This is a genomic window from Sporolactobacillus sp. THM19-2 (genome assembly GCF_004153195.1).
Lineage (GTDB): Bacteria > Bacillota > Bacilli > Bacillales > Sporolactobacillaceae > Sporolactobacillus.
In genome coordinates, this window is the sequence record NZ_SEMC01000004.1 from 18,043 (window position 1) to 33,429 (window position 15,387).

Here is a 15,387-nt window from a genome sequence, read left to right on the forward strand (position 1 = left end):
CAAATCCCGTAATTTCTGTAAAAAGGGTTGCTGTTTTGTTACTATATAATAAATAGTTCCTTTATCGCTTGCCCGGTTACTTAAGGAATGCGTAGAGGTCCAGGAGATGAATATATATTGAGGATTGTCTGTTTTGGTGATAGCGTGACGCGTGGGATCACCTGTGCCCGCGGAAGATTCAGGATTATCAAAGATAATTATCCGGCACTGCTGCAGCGTTTCCTCGGTGAGGATGATGAAGTGATCAACAAAGGTGTGTTTAATGATAACTCCGATCTTCTGGTGAAAAGACTGGATAAAGATGTCCTGCAGCTGCATCCGGATCTGGTGCTGATTAATATTGGGGGAAACGACTGCAACTTCAGATGGGATCAGGTTGCTCAGTTGCCTGATGAAGAGCACATTCCCATCGTACCCCTTGATCACTATTTATCGAATATCCGAGTGATAGTAGAAAGAATTGCCTCAGCTGGGGCAGTTCCTGTTATCCTCAGTCTGCTGCCACTTGATCCGGTACGCTATTATCGCTCACTGATGAAGCATTACAGTCACGCCATCGGTCACTGGATTGGATGGTGCGGAGGGATTGAACACTGGCACGGCATGTATAACCGTGCACTTAAGGATCTGGTAAAGAAGATCAATGTTCCTTGTGTGGATATCCGTTCAGCATTCAAATTAAAAGGAAATTTTTCCGATCTGATAAACGAGGATGGACTGCATCCAACCTCTAAAGGTTATCATGCGCTTGCAGAGATTATTTTCAGTAATATGCCACATTTGAAACGTGCGGTGCAGGTTCATGCATGAGCATAAAAAAAAGAGAAGCCCGGGCTTCTCTTTTTTTATACGATAAGAAAGTACAAAATTTTTACAGGGAAAGGGCTCAGAAAAACTATTCCTGCTCTTTTTTCATTGCGGCTTTTAATGCATCTTCCAGACTGTTACTAAATGATCCATTTTTGTTATTTATTTTATTCATCAGTCGCCGTGTTTCACGTTTATTTATTTTTTTTCCGATGTTTTCTGCTTTTTCTACAATACCGCATGTCCGGCACTGGAAGTATGCACCTGCTTTGCCTTTGTGGATTTCCATCTTCTTGTGGCAGTGTGGACAACGGTGATTGGATAGCTTTGGATCCATTCTCTTTCGATAATGGCATGCCCTGTTGATGCAGATCAGGATGCGGCCGCCGTCCCTTGCTCGGGATTCTTTCATCGGTGATCCGCATTGCGGACATTTTTTTTCAGTCAGATTCTGTATTTTATACGTATTGTCGCTCGTTCGGACTTCCTGTACGAACTGTTTTGTCTGATTTCTGATCTCTTTCATGAAGTGATCAGGATTTCCTGAGCCTCTGGCAATGTTCTCCAGTTCACGTTCCCATCTGGCAGTCAGATCCGGGGATTTAAGATCCGGGTTTACCAGTTGGATCAGTTGCTGTCCTTTTGATGTCGGAGCCAGACGGCCACCCGACTCTCTTCTGATCGATTCAGACTGAATCAGTTTTTCAATGATATCTGCACGTGTTGCCGGCGTCCCAAGCCCGAATTTTTCCATCTTTGTCAGGAGGTCTGCTTCTGAAAGCCTTGCCGGTGGCTCGGTCATTTTATGATGAATCCGGAGGTCGAGGACAGGCAGTTCGTCCCCCTGCTTTAACGTATCCGCAGGCTGATTGACTTCATTTCTGTGATTATGGGAAAGCACGGTAAAACCAGGATCTGTTTCCAGAGTCTGATTGATGACGAGTGTTTCTCCGGAAGAGCTGAGTTCTGCCCGCATCTGCATGTATGTCCGTTCAGGATAAAAAATGGATAGAAAACGTCTGATGATCAGATCATACACATGCACTTCATCTTCAGATAAATCCTGAATGAAAACCGGTTCTTCAGTTGGAATCAGCGCATGGTGATCGCCAACTTTACGATCATTAAAGACAAAAGAAGCCCGAACGTGCGTGTTTTTTTTATGAAGAATCGGTCTGACTTCGCCACTATAGGCAGACAAAATAGCTTTTAGCCGCTCGCGCATTGTAGGCTCAATGTCTTTAGTCAGATAACGGGAATCTGTCCGCGGATAGGTCACAATTTTATATCGTTCATAAAGAACCTGAAGGATATTCAGTGTTTTTCGGGCCGAATAACCAAATTTTCTGTTTGCATCGCGCTGTAATTCGGTTAAATCGTAGAGAAGAGGCTGGCGTTCTGTTTTCTTCTTTGTCATGACATGCCGAACAGTGGCTTTCTTTCCGCTCAGTTTCTGAATGATTTTATTTGCCCGATCCTGATTCAGGATCCTCGTCTGACTGCCGTTCTGCCATGTCGCGGTAAAGCTTCCGACTGCTGCACTTATGGTCCAGAAGGGCTGTGGATGGAAGGCTTTAATTTTCTTCTCCTGATGAATAATCATGGAAAGAGTGGGAGTCTGAACCCGACCGGCAGACAGTGAATCATTGTATTTCGTCGTCAGAGCACGAGAAATATTCAGTCCGATCAGCCAGTCTGCTTCCGAACGGCAAACGGCCGACTTATAAAGGTTATTGTATGCCTCTGCCGGTTTCAGATTACGAAACCCTTCATGAATGGCTTTATCCGTCTGTGACGAAATCCACAGTCGTCTGACAGGCTTACGCCAGTGGATTTTTTCAATGATCCATCGGGCAACAAGTTCGCCTTCACGCCCTGCATCGGTCGCAATCACCAGATCCTTCAGATCGGCTCTTCCTGAAAGCTTTTTTATAGCATGGAACTGGGCACTCGTTTGCCTGATGGGCTTTGTTTCCATTTTTTTCGGTATAACAGGCAGGTCTTCCAGACGCCATGTTTTATATCTTATATCGTACTCCTCCGGCATTTTCAGCTCAATCAGGTGGCCGAGTGCCCAGGTCACGAGGTAACGGTCACCTTCAATGAAATGCTTATTGACACGCTGACATTTGAGCACGCGGGCCATATCACGCGCGACACTCGGTTTTTCAGCCAGGATGAGTGTTTTCAACATATTTTACAGTCCTTTCTGTTTCGTAGGAGATCCTCTCCATTATATCGGACTGGTGAGAAAGTTTCAGCCGGGAGAAATCTAAAGGTCAAAAAAGATCAAATATAACATTGACCTTATTTGACCAATGGGCTATAATAAGAATGTAAAGAGATGGATGATAAAGAGGTTAAAAGATAGGGCTATGAAAAATGAATCATATGACCTATCGACATTCAAGGAGGAATGTATGATGGCAAATCTGTATCCAACAAAAAGAAATCATGATGGGTTCTTTGATTTCCTGCCTTCCTGGTTTGACGAATGGGGACGTAATTTTATGAGAACACCGGGTATTCAGTCTTTTGCGGCCGATGTTGCGGAGAAGAAGGATGAATACAGTGTAAAAGTCGATCTGCCGGGGTTCAGTAAAGACAATATTCATCTTGATTTCGATCAGGGTGTACTGACCATTGAGGCGTCGCGTACCCGTGAATCGAACGAAAAAGCAGAGGATGGAAGCTTTATCCGTCAGGAACGTTCTTCCGGCTCATATGCCCGGAAATTCGCTCTGGATAATGTTGACGATGAAAAAATTAAAGCCTCTTTTAAGGATGGGGTTCTCACTGTCATACTTCCTAAAAGGGAAGTATCTGGCAGGAAAAATAAACAGATCTCCATTGATTAAGCTTAAATTTAAAAAAAGGGAAAAATCCATTTGGATTTTTCCCTTTTTTTATTTACTAAAATGAAATTAGATTATATAATGAGAGCATTGATTTGTTGGAGGAGTGATGAGTGTCATGAAAATTCAGATAAACGTGGGTACAGGTGCCCATAGAATGAAGATATTTGGTGATAAGCTGACACTCATCTCTTTTCCACTGCCCGGATAACAGATAAACGTAACTGTAGCTGTATTTGTCAGATACTGTTTATTTCCCGCAGAAGAAGAGGGTTAGTTCTTCTCCTGCGGTTTTTTTGTGTGTAAATGTTTAAAGGGCGTTTCAGGAGGGGTGTTGCATTGCGAATATTTATTGATTTATGGTGGTTTTTTAAACAGGAAAAATATAAATATCTGTTTGGAATCCTGTTCCTCATGGCTTCCAGTTTCCTGTCCCTGATCCCGCCATATGTCGTCGGAATCGTTGTTGACGATATGAAAAACGGAAGTCTGACTCCGATCATACTTGTAAAGTGGATCCTTTTTCTGGTCCTTGTCGGGGTTGTTTATTATTTCACAGGCTATATCTGGAGGCAGCTGATCTTTGGTTCATCCATCATTCTGGCTAACCAGCTGCGTAATGATCTGTATAAACATTTCACCAGATTATCTCCAAACTTTTATCAGAAAAGGAGAATTGGTGACCTGATGGCACACGCGACAAATGATATTAATGCCGTGCAGGGTGCCGCAGGAGAAGGAATTCTGACCCTTGTCGATTCACTGACTATGGGAGCCATGGTGATTGTTACCATGTCCGTACTGATCAGCTGGAAACTGACGATCATCGCTTTATTGCCCATGCCGGTCATGGTTGTCCTGACCATGTATTATGGTTCACAGCTACATAAACGGTTCGGGTCTGCACAGGAGGCTTTCTCAGGCCTGAATGACAAAGTGCAGGAAAATGTATCGGGAGTTCGCGTAATCAAAGCATTCGGTGAAGAAAAAGCACAAATCAAAATGTTTCGTAAAGCATCCAAAGATGTGGTGAATAAAAATCTGGCTGTTGCCAGAATTGACTCGCTGTTTGATCCGACAATTACATTCATTGTGGCACTGTGCTTTTTTCTCGCGCTGGCATTTGGATCCGGGTTCGTGATTAACGGTACACTGACCATAGGTCTGTTAACCAGTTTTACACTCTATCTTGGTCGGATGGTCTGGCCCATGCTTGCTTTTGGGTTTCTCTTTAATGTTGTCGAGCGTGGAAGTGCATCTTACGACCGGATCAGGCGCCTGCTTGCGGTCAAACCGGAAATAACGGATATTGAAGGGGCTTCAGCCGTTGTCCCAACCGGTGATATCCGATATGACATTCAGTCGTTCCGATATCCCGGAAACGATCGTCCCGCATTAAACCGGATAAAGTTCTCCCTGAAGCAGGGGGAGACGCTGGGCATCGTGGGTAAAACCGGTGCAGGGAAAACAACGATGCTCCGTTTACTGCTGCGGGAATTCGATCTGCAGAATGGCAGTATTGAAATTGGCGGCGTACCCATCCGAAATGTGACACTTAATGCATTAAGAAGTGCAATCGGTTATGTCCCTCAGGATCATATCCTGTTTTCAGCGACTATTGCTGAGAACATCGCTTTTGCCAGGCCGGAGGCAACACAAGCCGAAGTCGAACATGCGGCAAAATTAGCCAATATTCATGATGATATTCTGAATTTTCCCGATGGCTATAAAACGGTGGTCGGTGAACGTGGCGTCACTCTGTCCGGGGGGCAGAAACAACGCGTCTCCATTGCCCGTGCACTCCTCGCAGATCCGGAAATTCTGATTTTTGATGATTCATTATCCGCTGTCGATGCACGAACGGAAGTAGCTATTCTACAGGCACTGAAAAAAGAACGTAAAAACAAGACCACATTGATATCTGCTCACCGGCTCAGTGCAGTGGAACATGCGGATCTGATTATTGTCTTAAGTGAGGGGTCTATCACTGAACACGGTAATCATGAGGAATTGTTAGAACAGGGCGGCTGGTATGCAGAAATGTATGCTCACCAGCAGCTTGAATCACAGGTAACAGAAGGGGGGAAATCAGATGAGAGCTGAGCTCGTCCGGCAACAGAAGCATCGGGCAGATAAACATGTGATGAGGCGCCTGATTGCGTATCTTATGGATTTTAAAAAAAGTCTGGCACTAGCATTCGGGATGCTGCTCATCGCTACTGCAGCCGATGTTTTTGGCCCGATTATCATGAAAATATTTATTGATGATTATTTGACGCCGCGCCACTTTCCCTGGGGACCACTCACGCTTCTCGCGGCAGGATTTATTGGATTATATGCCATTTCCGCCCTGTTTAACTATTTTCAGCTTCTCTCTTTTCAGAAGATTGCACTGAATGTAATTCAAAAAATGCGAGTAGACGTTTTCAGTAAAGTTCAGTATCTAGGGCTGACCTTCTTTGATCAGACTCCAGGCGGAAGTCTTGTCTCACGAATCACTAATGATACGGAAGCGATCAAGGAGCTTTATGTCAGTGTGCTCTCCGCATTCATCAGCAGCGGGATCATGATCATCGGTATTTTTGTCGGGATGTTTATCCTCGATGTACGGCTGGCACTCATCTGCCTGATCTTAATGCCGTTCCTGACAGGACTCACATGGATATATGGGAAACTGAGTTCGAAAGTCTATCGAACGACTCGCGTCAAGCTCAGCCAACTGAATGCAAAACTTAATGAATCCCTCCAGGGTATGACCATGATTCAGGCGATGCGTCAGGAGAGAAGACTGCGCCGGGAATTTGGAAAGATTAACGCCGACCATAAATCAGCCATGCTGAAAAGTGTTCGCCTGAATGCTTTGATGCTTCGCTCCGCCGTGTATTCCGTTTATCTGATCGGACTGATGATGATCCTCAGTTTCTTTGGCATTCAGTCATTTGACCATGTTGTTCAAATTGGCGTTTTATATGCCTTTATAAATTATCTTGATCGATTCTTTGATCCCGTCAATACGATCATGCAGCAGTTAAACATTTTCCAGCAGGCACTTGTTTCGGCTGAACGTGTTTTTGGGCTGCTTGATGATGACCGAATGGCTCCGGTACAAATAGGAACCGAATCTCCTTCGATCAGAGAGGGTAAAGTAGAATTTCGACATGTCACGTTCTCTTATGATGGTACAACGGACATATTGAAAAATATTACTTTTACAGCGAATCCTGGTGAAACGGTTGCGCTGGTCGGACATACCGGGAGCGGGAAAAGCTCCATCATCAATCTGTTGATGCGCTTTTATCCTGTCATACATGGTGATATATATATCGATGGAAAGCCATTACCCACTTTTTCGGACAATGAACTGCGCAACAGGATTGGTCTGGTTCTTCAGGATTCGTTCATGTTCGTGGGTGATGTTGCCGACAACATCAGGCTCAGTCATCAGGTTTCTGATGATGCAGTGAAAAAGGCAGCAGAATTCGTTCAGGCGGATCAGTTTATTGAAAAACTCCCGGACAAATATCATGAAGTAATCGGAGAAAGAGGAGCGACATTCTCAAGCGGACAACGACAGCTGCTCTCCTTTGCCCGGACAATGGCCCTCAATCCGAAGATCCTGGTGCTTGACGAAGCAACTGCGAGTGTGGATACAGAAACGGAAGAAGCGATTCAATCTGCTCTGGAAAAAATGCGCAGAGGGAGAACAACAATTGCGATTGCACACCGCCTTTCCACTATTCAGGACGCGGATCAGATTCTTGTCCTTCACCAGGGTGAAATTGTGGAGCGGGGGACTCACCAGTCTTTATTGAAGGAGAAAGGGCTCTATTATAAGATGTATCAGTTACAGCACGGTCGGATGGCAAAGGGGACTTCGCTGATGCAATGATTCAAATTCTGCGCATCAGGGTTGTTCACCAGAAAGAGGCTTTCCCAAACAAACAGGAAAGCCTCTTTTTATGCGATAAAACCTGTAACATTCTATGGACGATGGTGTACGTGCAACTGAGGATCAGCCAACAGAGGTCCGGCTTTTGCAGGCTTTTCTTCAACATACCGGCATTTTTTACCTTCTCTCAACATCAGGAATGACCTATAATAAAAAGGAAATAGTGCGCAGAGAAAATGAGCAAGGAGTGATTGTTAACGATGACAAAACAGATTGTTTCGATCAAAGTTCCCATGAAATCCATGAGTGCTCTCACCCTGAGGCATGCACTTCGCCTGTATGAGATTATCAGGAAAAGTGAATGTACCGCGTATTTTTCATCAGGAGATAAAACTATTTCTATAAATGATTTACCCAAAACTATTCGTGATTTATCGATGATTAAAAGTAAAGAAATTCTTCTCGTCATTGAAGGAGAAAATGCCGATCTTTTATATCAGAAGATCAAGGGTTCCATTAAAATATCTGAAGAAAATGCAAGAGAAAATCCGGGACTGTACCGACAGGAAAAATGACATGAAACAGAAAGGAAAGCGGGGATGAACGCATTGTCCCGCTTTCCTTTGCTTATATTTTTAAAAAAGTATGAATTTTTTCCAGGAATGTCATCAGAAAACAAGGACTCGGATACTCCCGGTCGGTCCTTTTTTCTTCAAATATGATGATCACGTGAGCGCCTGCGATCCCCTGAATCATTTGACTCCTGCTTTTCACGATCCGTAAACTGTTTTTCTGAAACCGCATCAAATACTATCCGTGAGCGGTCTGTAGCCAGATCAATGCCTTCCTCATTCAGTATATTCAAAATGGATATATTATACCTTTCTTTTGACTCCATCCATACTTTAAAGTCCGGAGTTTTTACATAAAAGTGTACCATCAGTTTAATACCGGAAGAAGTAATCTGGTCCAGATAAACCATAACATCTTCAGGATCTACTAACGTATCCTGAATGAGCATCTTTCGTATACGGCGAATACAAAGATCGACCTTCTTTTCCTGCGTTTCAAGATCAAGAGGAATGGTCAGATATACCCGACGTTTTCCGATCTTCGACAGGTTCGTGATCGGCTGATTGGCCAGCGTGGAATTAGGCACCGTGACAAGTGCCTGATCCAGTGTTCTGATCCGGGTTGACCTGAAATTAATATCTTCAACAAATCCCTCGATATTACCCGAATGGATCAGGTCACCTATGGTAAATGGGGCGTCGGTAATAATGACGAAACCGCCGAACAGGTTACTGAGCGTGTCCTTGGCAGCCATCGCAACAGCCAGCCCCCCTATGCCGAGGCCGGTAATCAGACCGGTCACATGATAATTCCACTGATCAAGAATCATGAACAGGGTCATAACAACAACAAGAAATTTGGCGATTCTGGACAGGAACGGGATGACAATATCATTGAACTGAAGATCGTATCGCGTTCCCATGTGATTGAAAAAAATTCCGATCGATCCGGAAAGGATATAGAAACCCCATCCAATAGAAAAAGTGGCGATCGATTTGTAAAAAAGAGAGAAAAGCGTTCGCCAGTTTCGTGGTACAGGAAGGAAGGAGAGGGCAAGAAAGAATCCTGTAGTGATTAAAATAAGAACAACGGGTTTCCGTAAAGCTGAAATCAGCTTATCATCGATTTTACCACGACTCAGCTTTGTTAATAAATTTGGGATGTATTTTTGCAGTATAAATACCATGATAAAAAATACAAGAATAATGGAGCAGGAAATGATGCCGTCCATTAACGTAATTTTCCCCATCCACTCCAGACTTTCCATGTGGTTCACCTCATCAGTCTTCTCAATAAGAATATCTTAGCACGATCAGGTATCAGATTCATAATAATTTATGGCCGGGTATTCTGCTGTAAGTAAAGACCAGCTGTAAAAATGATATTGACATCATCAGCCTAACTGTATATATTGAACATATACAGTATATACGATGGGTGTTGCCTATGGATATTATTCTCAGCCATACAACAGATCAGCCGATTTATCGGCAGATTAAAGAGCAGATCACAGCTCAGATTCTGAATGGACAGATGCCTGATCATCAGCCGCTTCCCTCAATCCGGACCCTCGCAAAGACATTGAAAGTCAGTGTCATCACGACGAAAAGAGCCTATGAAGAACTGGAAAAGGAGGGATATATCTTTACCATACCGGGTAAAGGCTCATTCATCAGCCGGCAGGATAAGGATCAATTGCGTAAAAAAAAGCTGAGTGAGGTCAGAGCACGGCTGAGTGAAATCGTGCGAGACTGCGAATCCTTCAACATTGATAAGGAACAGCTCGTCAGGATGATCAGAGAAATGAAGAGGTGAATGAAAATGGAGAATATTTTAGAACTAAGCCAGGTGAACAAATCATTCAAAGATTTTGCACTTCGTGATGTCAGCTTTTCTCTGAAAAAGGGATTCATCATGGGCTTCATTGGACCGAATGGAGCTGGCAAGAGTACGACTATTCGCTGCATCATGGATCTGATGCATATCGACAGCGGCGAAATCCGTCTGTTCGGAGAACCCATGGACCGTAATATGAAGGGGATAAAAGACAGAATCGGTTTTGTGTATGATCAGGATGTGTTTTTTGAACATCTGACAGCAGATAAAAATAAAAAAGTGATCGCACCTTTTTACACGCAATGGGATGATCAGCTTTTTTATCATTATATTGACAAGTTCGATGTCCCGCTGGACAAAAAGATGAAAGATTTTTCAAAAGGAACAAAGATGAAGTTCGCCCTGGCGATCGCATTGTCCCATCATGCGGAACTGATTATTATGGATGAGCCGACGTCCGGTCTGGATCCGGTGTTCAGAAGGGAACTGCTTGATGTCCTGATGGAGGTGATTCAGGATGAAAATAAAGCCATTTTCTTTTCGACGCATATCACGACTGATTTGGAGAAGGTCGCTGATTATATCACCTTTATCCTTGATGGGAAGATTGCAGCCAGTATGGAGACCGATGAACTGCTTGAATCCTATTTACTTGTTAAAGGACCGAAAAACGCTGCTTCCGATGTTCTCTCCTGTAAACCGATTGCTTTCAATAAAACGCCACTTGGTTTTGAAGCCTTTATGAAAACGGCGACAGCTCAATCACTGGTCTCAAAATCAAATATTCACCTTGAGCGGCCAAACCTTGAAGAAATCATGTACTATCTGGTGAAAAAAGAGAAGAATAAACCTTCTTTATGGATGGGTGAGGTAAATTAGTGTGTTTCCCTTCGTGATGAAACGGTTAGGGATGTGTCGTACGGCTTGTCTGATCAGTTATCATTACGGCTATAAATTATTGTTATGGAGGCGTACAGGATGTTTCATCTGATGGTAAAAGATATATACACACAAAGAGTGTCAGCTTATCTGGCTCCGCTCCTGCTTTTGCTCTATTTTATTACTGCAGGAAATGACGTAACCGGATCGGAATTTATGGGTATCGTGTTATGCGGCACAGGGATTGGTTTTATCGCCTACTATATGATCATAGCCTCTAACTTTAATACGAATGAAGGGGATAAGTGGAATAATCGACTGCTGATCAGTCTGCCTGTCACCCGGCGATCAATGATTCTCTCCAAATATTTGATGATTTTGATCTGGTGGGTGTTCGCTTATATCAGCAGTACGGTGCTTATTCTGTTTCTCAACTCTATTTTGAATTTTCATCTTCTAACCCCTCTGAGCATTGAAACGGGGATTATGTCGCTCTGTTTGAGCATTTTCCTTTCATCGATTTTTTATCCGATTTTCTTCAGGTTTGGATACAGGGTGGCGTCCATGGTCGGAATCGGCCTTTTCTTTGCGATAATGATTGCAACAGGGACATTTATTTCCTGGCAGAAAATGAACTTGCAGAAGTCTGTTCCGGAAGTGATTCGCTTTTCTTTCGATCACCCAGTGATACCCTTGATCATTCTGACCCTTCTCGTGTCTCTTATTTCGTACTTCTTGTCCACTCATATTTTCGAAAAAAAAGAGTTCTGAGCACACTTATGGTAAAATAAGGGTGGACAGACACAGGATGGAGCTCGGGAGGAGAAGTGATTATGCCGGTTAATCTGGATAACGAGACAGGATTGCTTGTAAAGAATATGAAACGTGTTTCACATGCGCTGAGAATGGTACAGGCAAACCTGTTACTGAACATAGCCTCTCAATATACTGCGGCAGGTCGTCTCTTTGAAAAAGATGAATTTACAACGAGAGATAGTAAATTAAAAAAGGAATCCGGCTGGTTCAGCGTTCTGACCAGGGATATACGATATTGCATCAGCGCGATGTTAATCCTTCAAAACAATGGAGAAACAGAAACAAAGTCTTTCTTCGAGATGTATCGGAAGCTGATTCATTCCGGTTTTTCAAGATCGCAGCAGACCTATCTCGCAGCCGCATGTCTTACCTGTTCATCAGACAGTCAGCTTCAGGATGTTCCGGGGAGGGCGGACCAGATATACCAGCTGCTAAAAAAAAGACATTTTGTCCTGACGCAGAAGAGCGATGTGACGCTTGTCGTTCTTCTTGCTCAACTTAATGAAAACGCATCGATCCTTGTCGAACGTGAAGAACACTATTTTTCTGCCCTTCAGCAGCTTGGTTTCAGAAAAAATAATGCTCTTCAAAGTCTTGCCTGTATGTTTGCATCTTTATTCGATCACTATAATCGGCAGGTCGTTGAAAAATGCGCATCTATAAAAGATCTGATCTCAGACCATCATATCCGGCTTCGCTCAGACTGTTATCCGATATACGGACTGCTTGCACTGTGTGAAGAGACACATCATACGGTAATTGAGGTCCTGAACCTGACTGAAAAACTGAAAAAAGAAAAACTCAGCATGTTTATTGATAAAAATTTATACTTCATGACAGCGTCGTATCTTTACATCTGTGCGCTCATGAATGAAAAGGGCACAAACCAAAAAGCAGATACCGGACTGATTGTTTTGGCTGACCATCTGATCCGTGTTCAGGAAGCGGTGACGGCCGCTTCCCTTTCGGCCTCTGCCGGTGTTATCGCTGCTTCTTCGAACGGAGGAACTCAATAAAGTGAAACGTCAAGAGTAAGGGGGGGCTTCGTCTCTCACTGATTGTTCGTTAAACCCATCGGGCATACAGGGCGGTTATCCCCCGCTCGGGCATGTTCGTTTACCCTTATGATCCCTGAGGGAGATGCTGCCCGTTCATGCGGGATGAAAGAAGATTGTTTCTCAATCTGAAGAAGAGTAAACTATATAAAAGTAACAGAAGATAAACTAAGCGTTTGAAACTTTGCCGGCACTCTATACGTATGATAAAGAAGTAAGAGGGAGTGACTTTTTTTATGGCTAAAAATTATGACCTGGTACTATTAGGAGGTGGCACCGGCGGTTATGTCGCTGCTATCCGTGCCAGCCAGCTCGGATTAAAAACAGCGATTGTCGAAAAAGACGCACTCGGCGGCACCTGCCTGCACAAAGGCTGCATCCCTGCAAAAGCTCTGCTGCGGAGCGCGGAGGTTTATGCAACGATTAAAAACGCAGGTTCATACGGTGTGGACGTACCAGAATCTATCCTTTGCTTTTCCCGGATTCAGGAGCGAAAACATCAGATCATTGAGAAACTTCACAAAGGGGTTCAGCAACTGATGAAAAAGGGAAAAATAGATGTATTCACCGGCTACGGGCGTATGCTGGGACCGTCTATTTTTTCCCCGCTTTCGGGATCGATTTCTGTTGCATACAACGATGACCGGGAAAATGAAATTCTGACCTCAAAGAACGTCATTATTGCAACTGGGTCACGTCCACGCCCACTGAAAGGACTTGACATGGATGGTGAAAGGATTCTGACTTCTGATGATGCGCTTGAACTTAAATCCTGTCCTGAATCCATCATGATCATCGGCGGTGGGGCTATCGGAGCAGAGTGGGCATCGATGCTCGCCGATTTTGGTGCAGAGGTGACCGTGATTGAATATACTGACCATCTCGTCCCAACTGAAGATGATGATGTTTCACGGGCTCTGGAGAGAAATTTCAAAAGGCGGGGGATTCATGTTGTGACTGGCGCAAAGCTTTTGCCGGAAACATTAAAGATAACAAATGATCTATCTGTAAAAGCTGAAGTGGATGGCAGGCAGGAAGCATTCCATGCGGAAAAGATGCTTGTTTCTGTTGGCCGGATCCCAAATACAGAAGATATAGGACTGGAAAATACTTCCATTGAGACGGATAAAGGGTATATTCAAACGAACAGCTGCGGTCAGACTAAAGAGTCCCATATTTATGCGATCGGCGATGTCATCGGCGGGCTTCAGCTGGCGCATGTCGCAGCGCGTGAAGGAATGATTGCCGTGGAACACCTTTCGGGCCGTCAGCCGACTCTGCTTGATCCACTGCTTGTTCCAAAGTGCATTTATACCCGTCCTGAAGCGGCCTCAATCGGCATGACAGAAGCGGAGGCAAAAGAAGGACATGTCATTAAAACGGGCAAAGTTCCATTCGGGGCAATTGGCAAAGCCCTGGTTTATGGTGAGTCGGAAGGGTTCGCCAAAATTATCGCAGATAAAGAGAACAACGACATTCTTGGCGTCCATATCTTTGGGCCGCACGCAACGGATCTAATCTCCGAAGCTTCTCTTGCCCGACTATTGGACGCAACACCATGGGAACTCTCAGAAACCATTCACCCGCACCCGACTTTGTCGGAGATTATCGGAGAAGCGGCTCTTGCCGCAGATGGGAAGGCGATTCATATATGATTCAAGTAAACAGGGAGGAACGAGTTATGGAAAATCGTCATCATAAGCTTGGTTTTTCCGATCAGGATGTTTTAAAAATGTACGAAATTATGCTGACTGCCCGGCGTATAGATGAACGGCTCTGGCTGCTTAATCGTGCCGGAAAGATCCCTTTTGTCGTCTCCTGTCAGGGACAGGAAGCGGCGCAGGTTGGTGCGGCTTTAGCCCTGAATCGTGAGAAAGACTATGTCGCTCCTTACTACAGGGACTATGGTTTTGTGCTTGCATGGGGTATGACAGTTAAGGAAATGATGTTGAATAATTTTGCAAAAGCAGAGGATCCGAATTCGGCCGGCAGACAGATGCCCGGGCATTTCAGTTATAGAAAATTACGGATGCTGAGCCATTCTTCACCGGTAACAACGCAAAATCCTCATGCAGTCGGTATTGCCCTTGCTGCAAAAATTAAAGGGGATGACGTTGTCAGCTTTGTGACATTCGGTGAGGGGTCCTCCAATCAGGGAGATTTTCATGAAGCCTGTAATTTTGCCGGTGTACATAAACTCCCGGTCATTTTTATGTGTGAAAATAATCACTATGCGATTTCCGTTGGCCTGAAGCATCAGCTGGCCTGTGAACATGTCTCCGACCGGGCTGCCGGATACGGCATGTTCGGCAAAACATTTGACGGTAATGATCCCCTGGCTGCTTATGCGGCTGTTAAAGAAGCGGCGGATCGCGCCCATCGTGGAGAGGGACCATCACTACTGGAAGCTGACTGCTACAGACTGACGCCGCATACAAGCGATGATAATGATATGACTTACCGAACAAAAGATGAGGTGGAAAAGCATAAAAAATATGATGGTGTACTGACATTTGCTTCCTATCTTCGCAAGCTCAATATACTGACTGAAGATGTAGAAAAAGAGATGGAAGAAAGGATCCATAAAGAGATTGATGATGCGACAGACTATGCGGAAAGGGCTCCGTTTGCTGCGCCGGATACCCTGATGCATGACGTATATGAAGAAAAGGACTGA

13 protein-coding genes are annotated in these 15,387 nt (G+C 44.3%); 11 read left to right on the plus strand and 2 right to left on the minus strand.

Annotated elements, in window-relative coordinates; translation table 11 throughout:
• The first annotated feature begins 117 nt into the window (after positions 1-117).
• The gene (locus EWH91_RS04685; protein ID WP_129928871.1) at positions 118-810 is read left to right on the plus strand and encodes an SGNH/GDSL hydrolase family protein; all 693 of its coding nucleotides are present in this window, start codon (positions 118-120) and stop codon (positions 808-810) included.
• Between the two features lie 85 nt (positions 811-895).
• Here EWH91_RS04685 and EWH91_RS04690 read toward each other — a convergent pair whose 3' ends face one another.
• A complete protein-coding gene (locus tag EWH91_RS04690; protein ID WP_206184289.1) occupies positions 896-2,998 on the minus strand; it encodes a DNA topoisomerase III in 2,103 nt (700 codons plus the stop codon).
• Positions 2,999-3,230: 232 nt separating this feature from the next.
• Here EWH91_RS04690 and EWH91_RS04695 point away from each other — a divergent pair, with 232 nt between their 5' ends.
• From EWH91_RS04695 to EWH91_RS04710, 4 genes are all read left to right on the plus strand, one after another.
• Positions 3,231-3,665, plus strand: coding sequence for an Hsp20/alpha crystallin family protein (locus tag EWH91_RS04695; RefSeq protein WP_129928873.1), 435 nt, complete (start codon positions 3,231-3,233; stop codon positions 3,663-3,665).
• A gap of 336 nt (positions 3,666-4,001) precedes the next feature.
• Positions 4,002-5,765 (plus strand): ABC transporter transmembrane domain-containing protein, encoded by a 1,764-nt coding sequence (locus EWH91_RS04700; RefSeq protein WP_129928874.1) that lies wholly within the window; start codon positions 4,002-4,004, stop codon positions 5,763-5,765.
• Positions 5,755-7,551, plus strand: coding sequence for an ABC transporter ATP-binding protein (locus EWH91_RS04705; protein WP_129928875.1), 1,797 nt, complete (start codon positions 5,755-5,757; stop codon positions 7,549-7,551). Before EWH91_RS04700 ends, EWH91_RS04705 begins: the two co-directional genes overlap by 11 nt.
• Before the next feature lie 260 nt (positions 7,552-7,811).
• Positions 7,812-8,126, plus strand: a complete 315-nt coding sequence (locus EWH91_RS04710; protein ID WP_129928876.1) for a hypothetical protein — start codon at positions 7,812-7,814, stop codon at positions 8,124-8,126.
• 137 nt (positions 8,127-8,263) lie between these two features.
• On the opposite strand, the gene EWH91_RS04715 is transcribed toward EWH91_RS04710, so the two are convergent.
• A complete protein-coding gene (locus tag EWH91_RS04715) occupies positions 8,264-9,391 on the minus strand; it encodes a mechanosensitive ion channel family protein (RefSeq protein ID WP_129928877.1) in 1,128 nt (375 codons plus the stop codon).
• 179 nt (positions 9,392-9,570) lie between these two features.
• Between EWH91_RS04715 and EWH91_RS04720 the strand changes: the two genes are divergently transcribed.
• From EWH91_RS04720 to EWH91_RS04745, 6 genes are all read left to right on the plus strand, one after another.
• Positions 9,571-9,939 carry a GntR family transcriptional regulator gene (locus EWH91_RS04720; protein WP_129928878.1) on the plus strand — a complete coding sequence of 123 codons (369 nt, stop codon included), beginning with the start codon at positions 9,571-9,573 and terminating at the stop codon, positions 9,937-9,939.
• A 6-nt stretch (positions 9,940-9,945) separates the two neighbouring features.
• Entirely contained in the window at positions 9,946-10,839 is an 894-nt protein-coding gene (locus EWH91_RS04725) for an ABC transporter ATP-binding protein (RefSeq protein WP_129928879.1), read from the plus strand.
• Positions 10,840-10,938: 99 nt separating this feature from the next.
• Positions 10,939-11,610: an ABC-2 transporter permease gene (locus EWH91_RS04730; RefSeq protein ID WP_165364241.1), complete on the plus strand. Its 672-nt coding sequence runs from the start codon at positions 10,939-10,941 to the stop codon at positions 11,608-11,610.
• Positions 11,611-11,672: 62 nt separating this feature from the next.
• On the plus strand, positions 11,673-12,671 hold the full coding sequence (locus tag EWH91_RS04735; RefSeq protein WP_129928881.1) for a DUF4003 family protein: 999 nt from the start codon (positions 11,673-11,675) through the stop codon (positions 12,669-12,671).
• A 275-nt stretch (positions 12,672-12,946) separates the two neighbouring features.
• Complete coding sequence (lpdA, locus tag EWH91_RS04740) at positions 12,947-14,365, plus strand: dihydrolipoyl dehydrogenase (protein WP_129928882.1); 1,419 nt, start codon at positions 12,947-12,949, stop codon at positions 14,363-14,365.
• Positions 14,362-15,387, plus strand: a complete 1,026-nt coding sequence (locus EWH91_RS04745) for a thiamine pyrophosphate-dependent dehydrogenase E1 component subunit alpha (protein WP_129928883.1) — start codon at positions 14,362-14,364, stop codon at positions 15,385-15,387. Before lpdA ends, EWH91_RS04745 begins: the two co-directional genes overlap by 4 nt.

Coding starts and splice junctions, on each gene's coding strand:
- EWH91_RS04705 (WP_129928875.1), top strand. CDS start 5,755: ATGAGAGCTGAGCTCGTCCGGCAACAGAAGCATCGGGCAGATAAACAT.
- EWH91_RS04725 (WP_129928879.1), top strand. CDS start 9,946: ATGGAGAATATTTTAGAACTAAGCCAGGTGAACAAATCATTCAAAGAT.
- EWH91_RS04710 (WP_129928876.1), top strand. CDS start 7,812: ATGACAAAACAGATTGTTTCGATCAAAGTTCCCATGAAATCCATGAGT.
- EWH91_RS04730 (WP_165364241.1), top strand. CDS start 10,939: ATGTTTCATCTGATGGTAAAAGATATATACACACAAAGAGTGTCAGCT.
- EWH91_RS04735 (WP_129928881.1), top strand. CDS start 11,673: ATGCCGGTTAATCTGGATAACGAGACAGGATTGCTTGTAAAGAATATG.
- EWH91_RS04745 (WP_129928883.1), top strand. CDS start 14,362: ATGATTCAAGTAAACAGGGAGGAACGAGTTATGGAAAATCGTCATCAT.
- lpdA (WP_129928882.1), top strand. CDS start 12,947: ATGGCTAAAAATTATGACCTGGTACTATTAGGAGGTGGCACCGGCGGT.
- EWH91_RS04695 (WP_129928873.1), top strand. CDS start 3,231: ATGGCAAATCTGTATCCAACAAAAAGAAATCATGATGGGTTCTTTGAT.
- EWH91_RS04715 (WP_129928877.1), bottom strand. CDS start 9,391: ATGGAAAGTCTGGAGTGGATGGGGAAAATTACGTTAATGGACGGCATC.
- EWH91_RS04720 (WP_129928878.1), top strand. CDS start 9,571: ATGGATATTATTCTCAGCCATACAACAGATCAGCCGATTTATCGGCAG.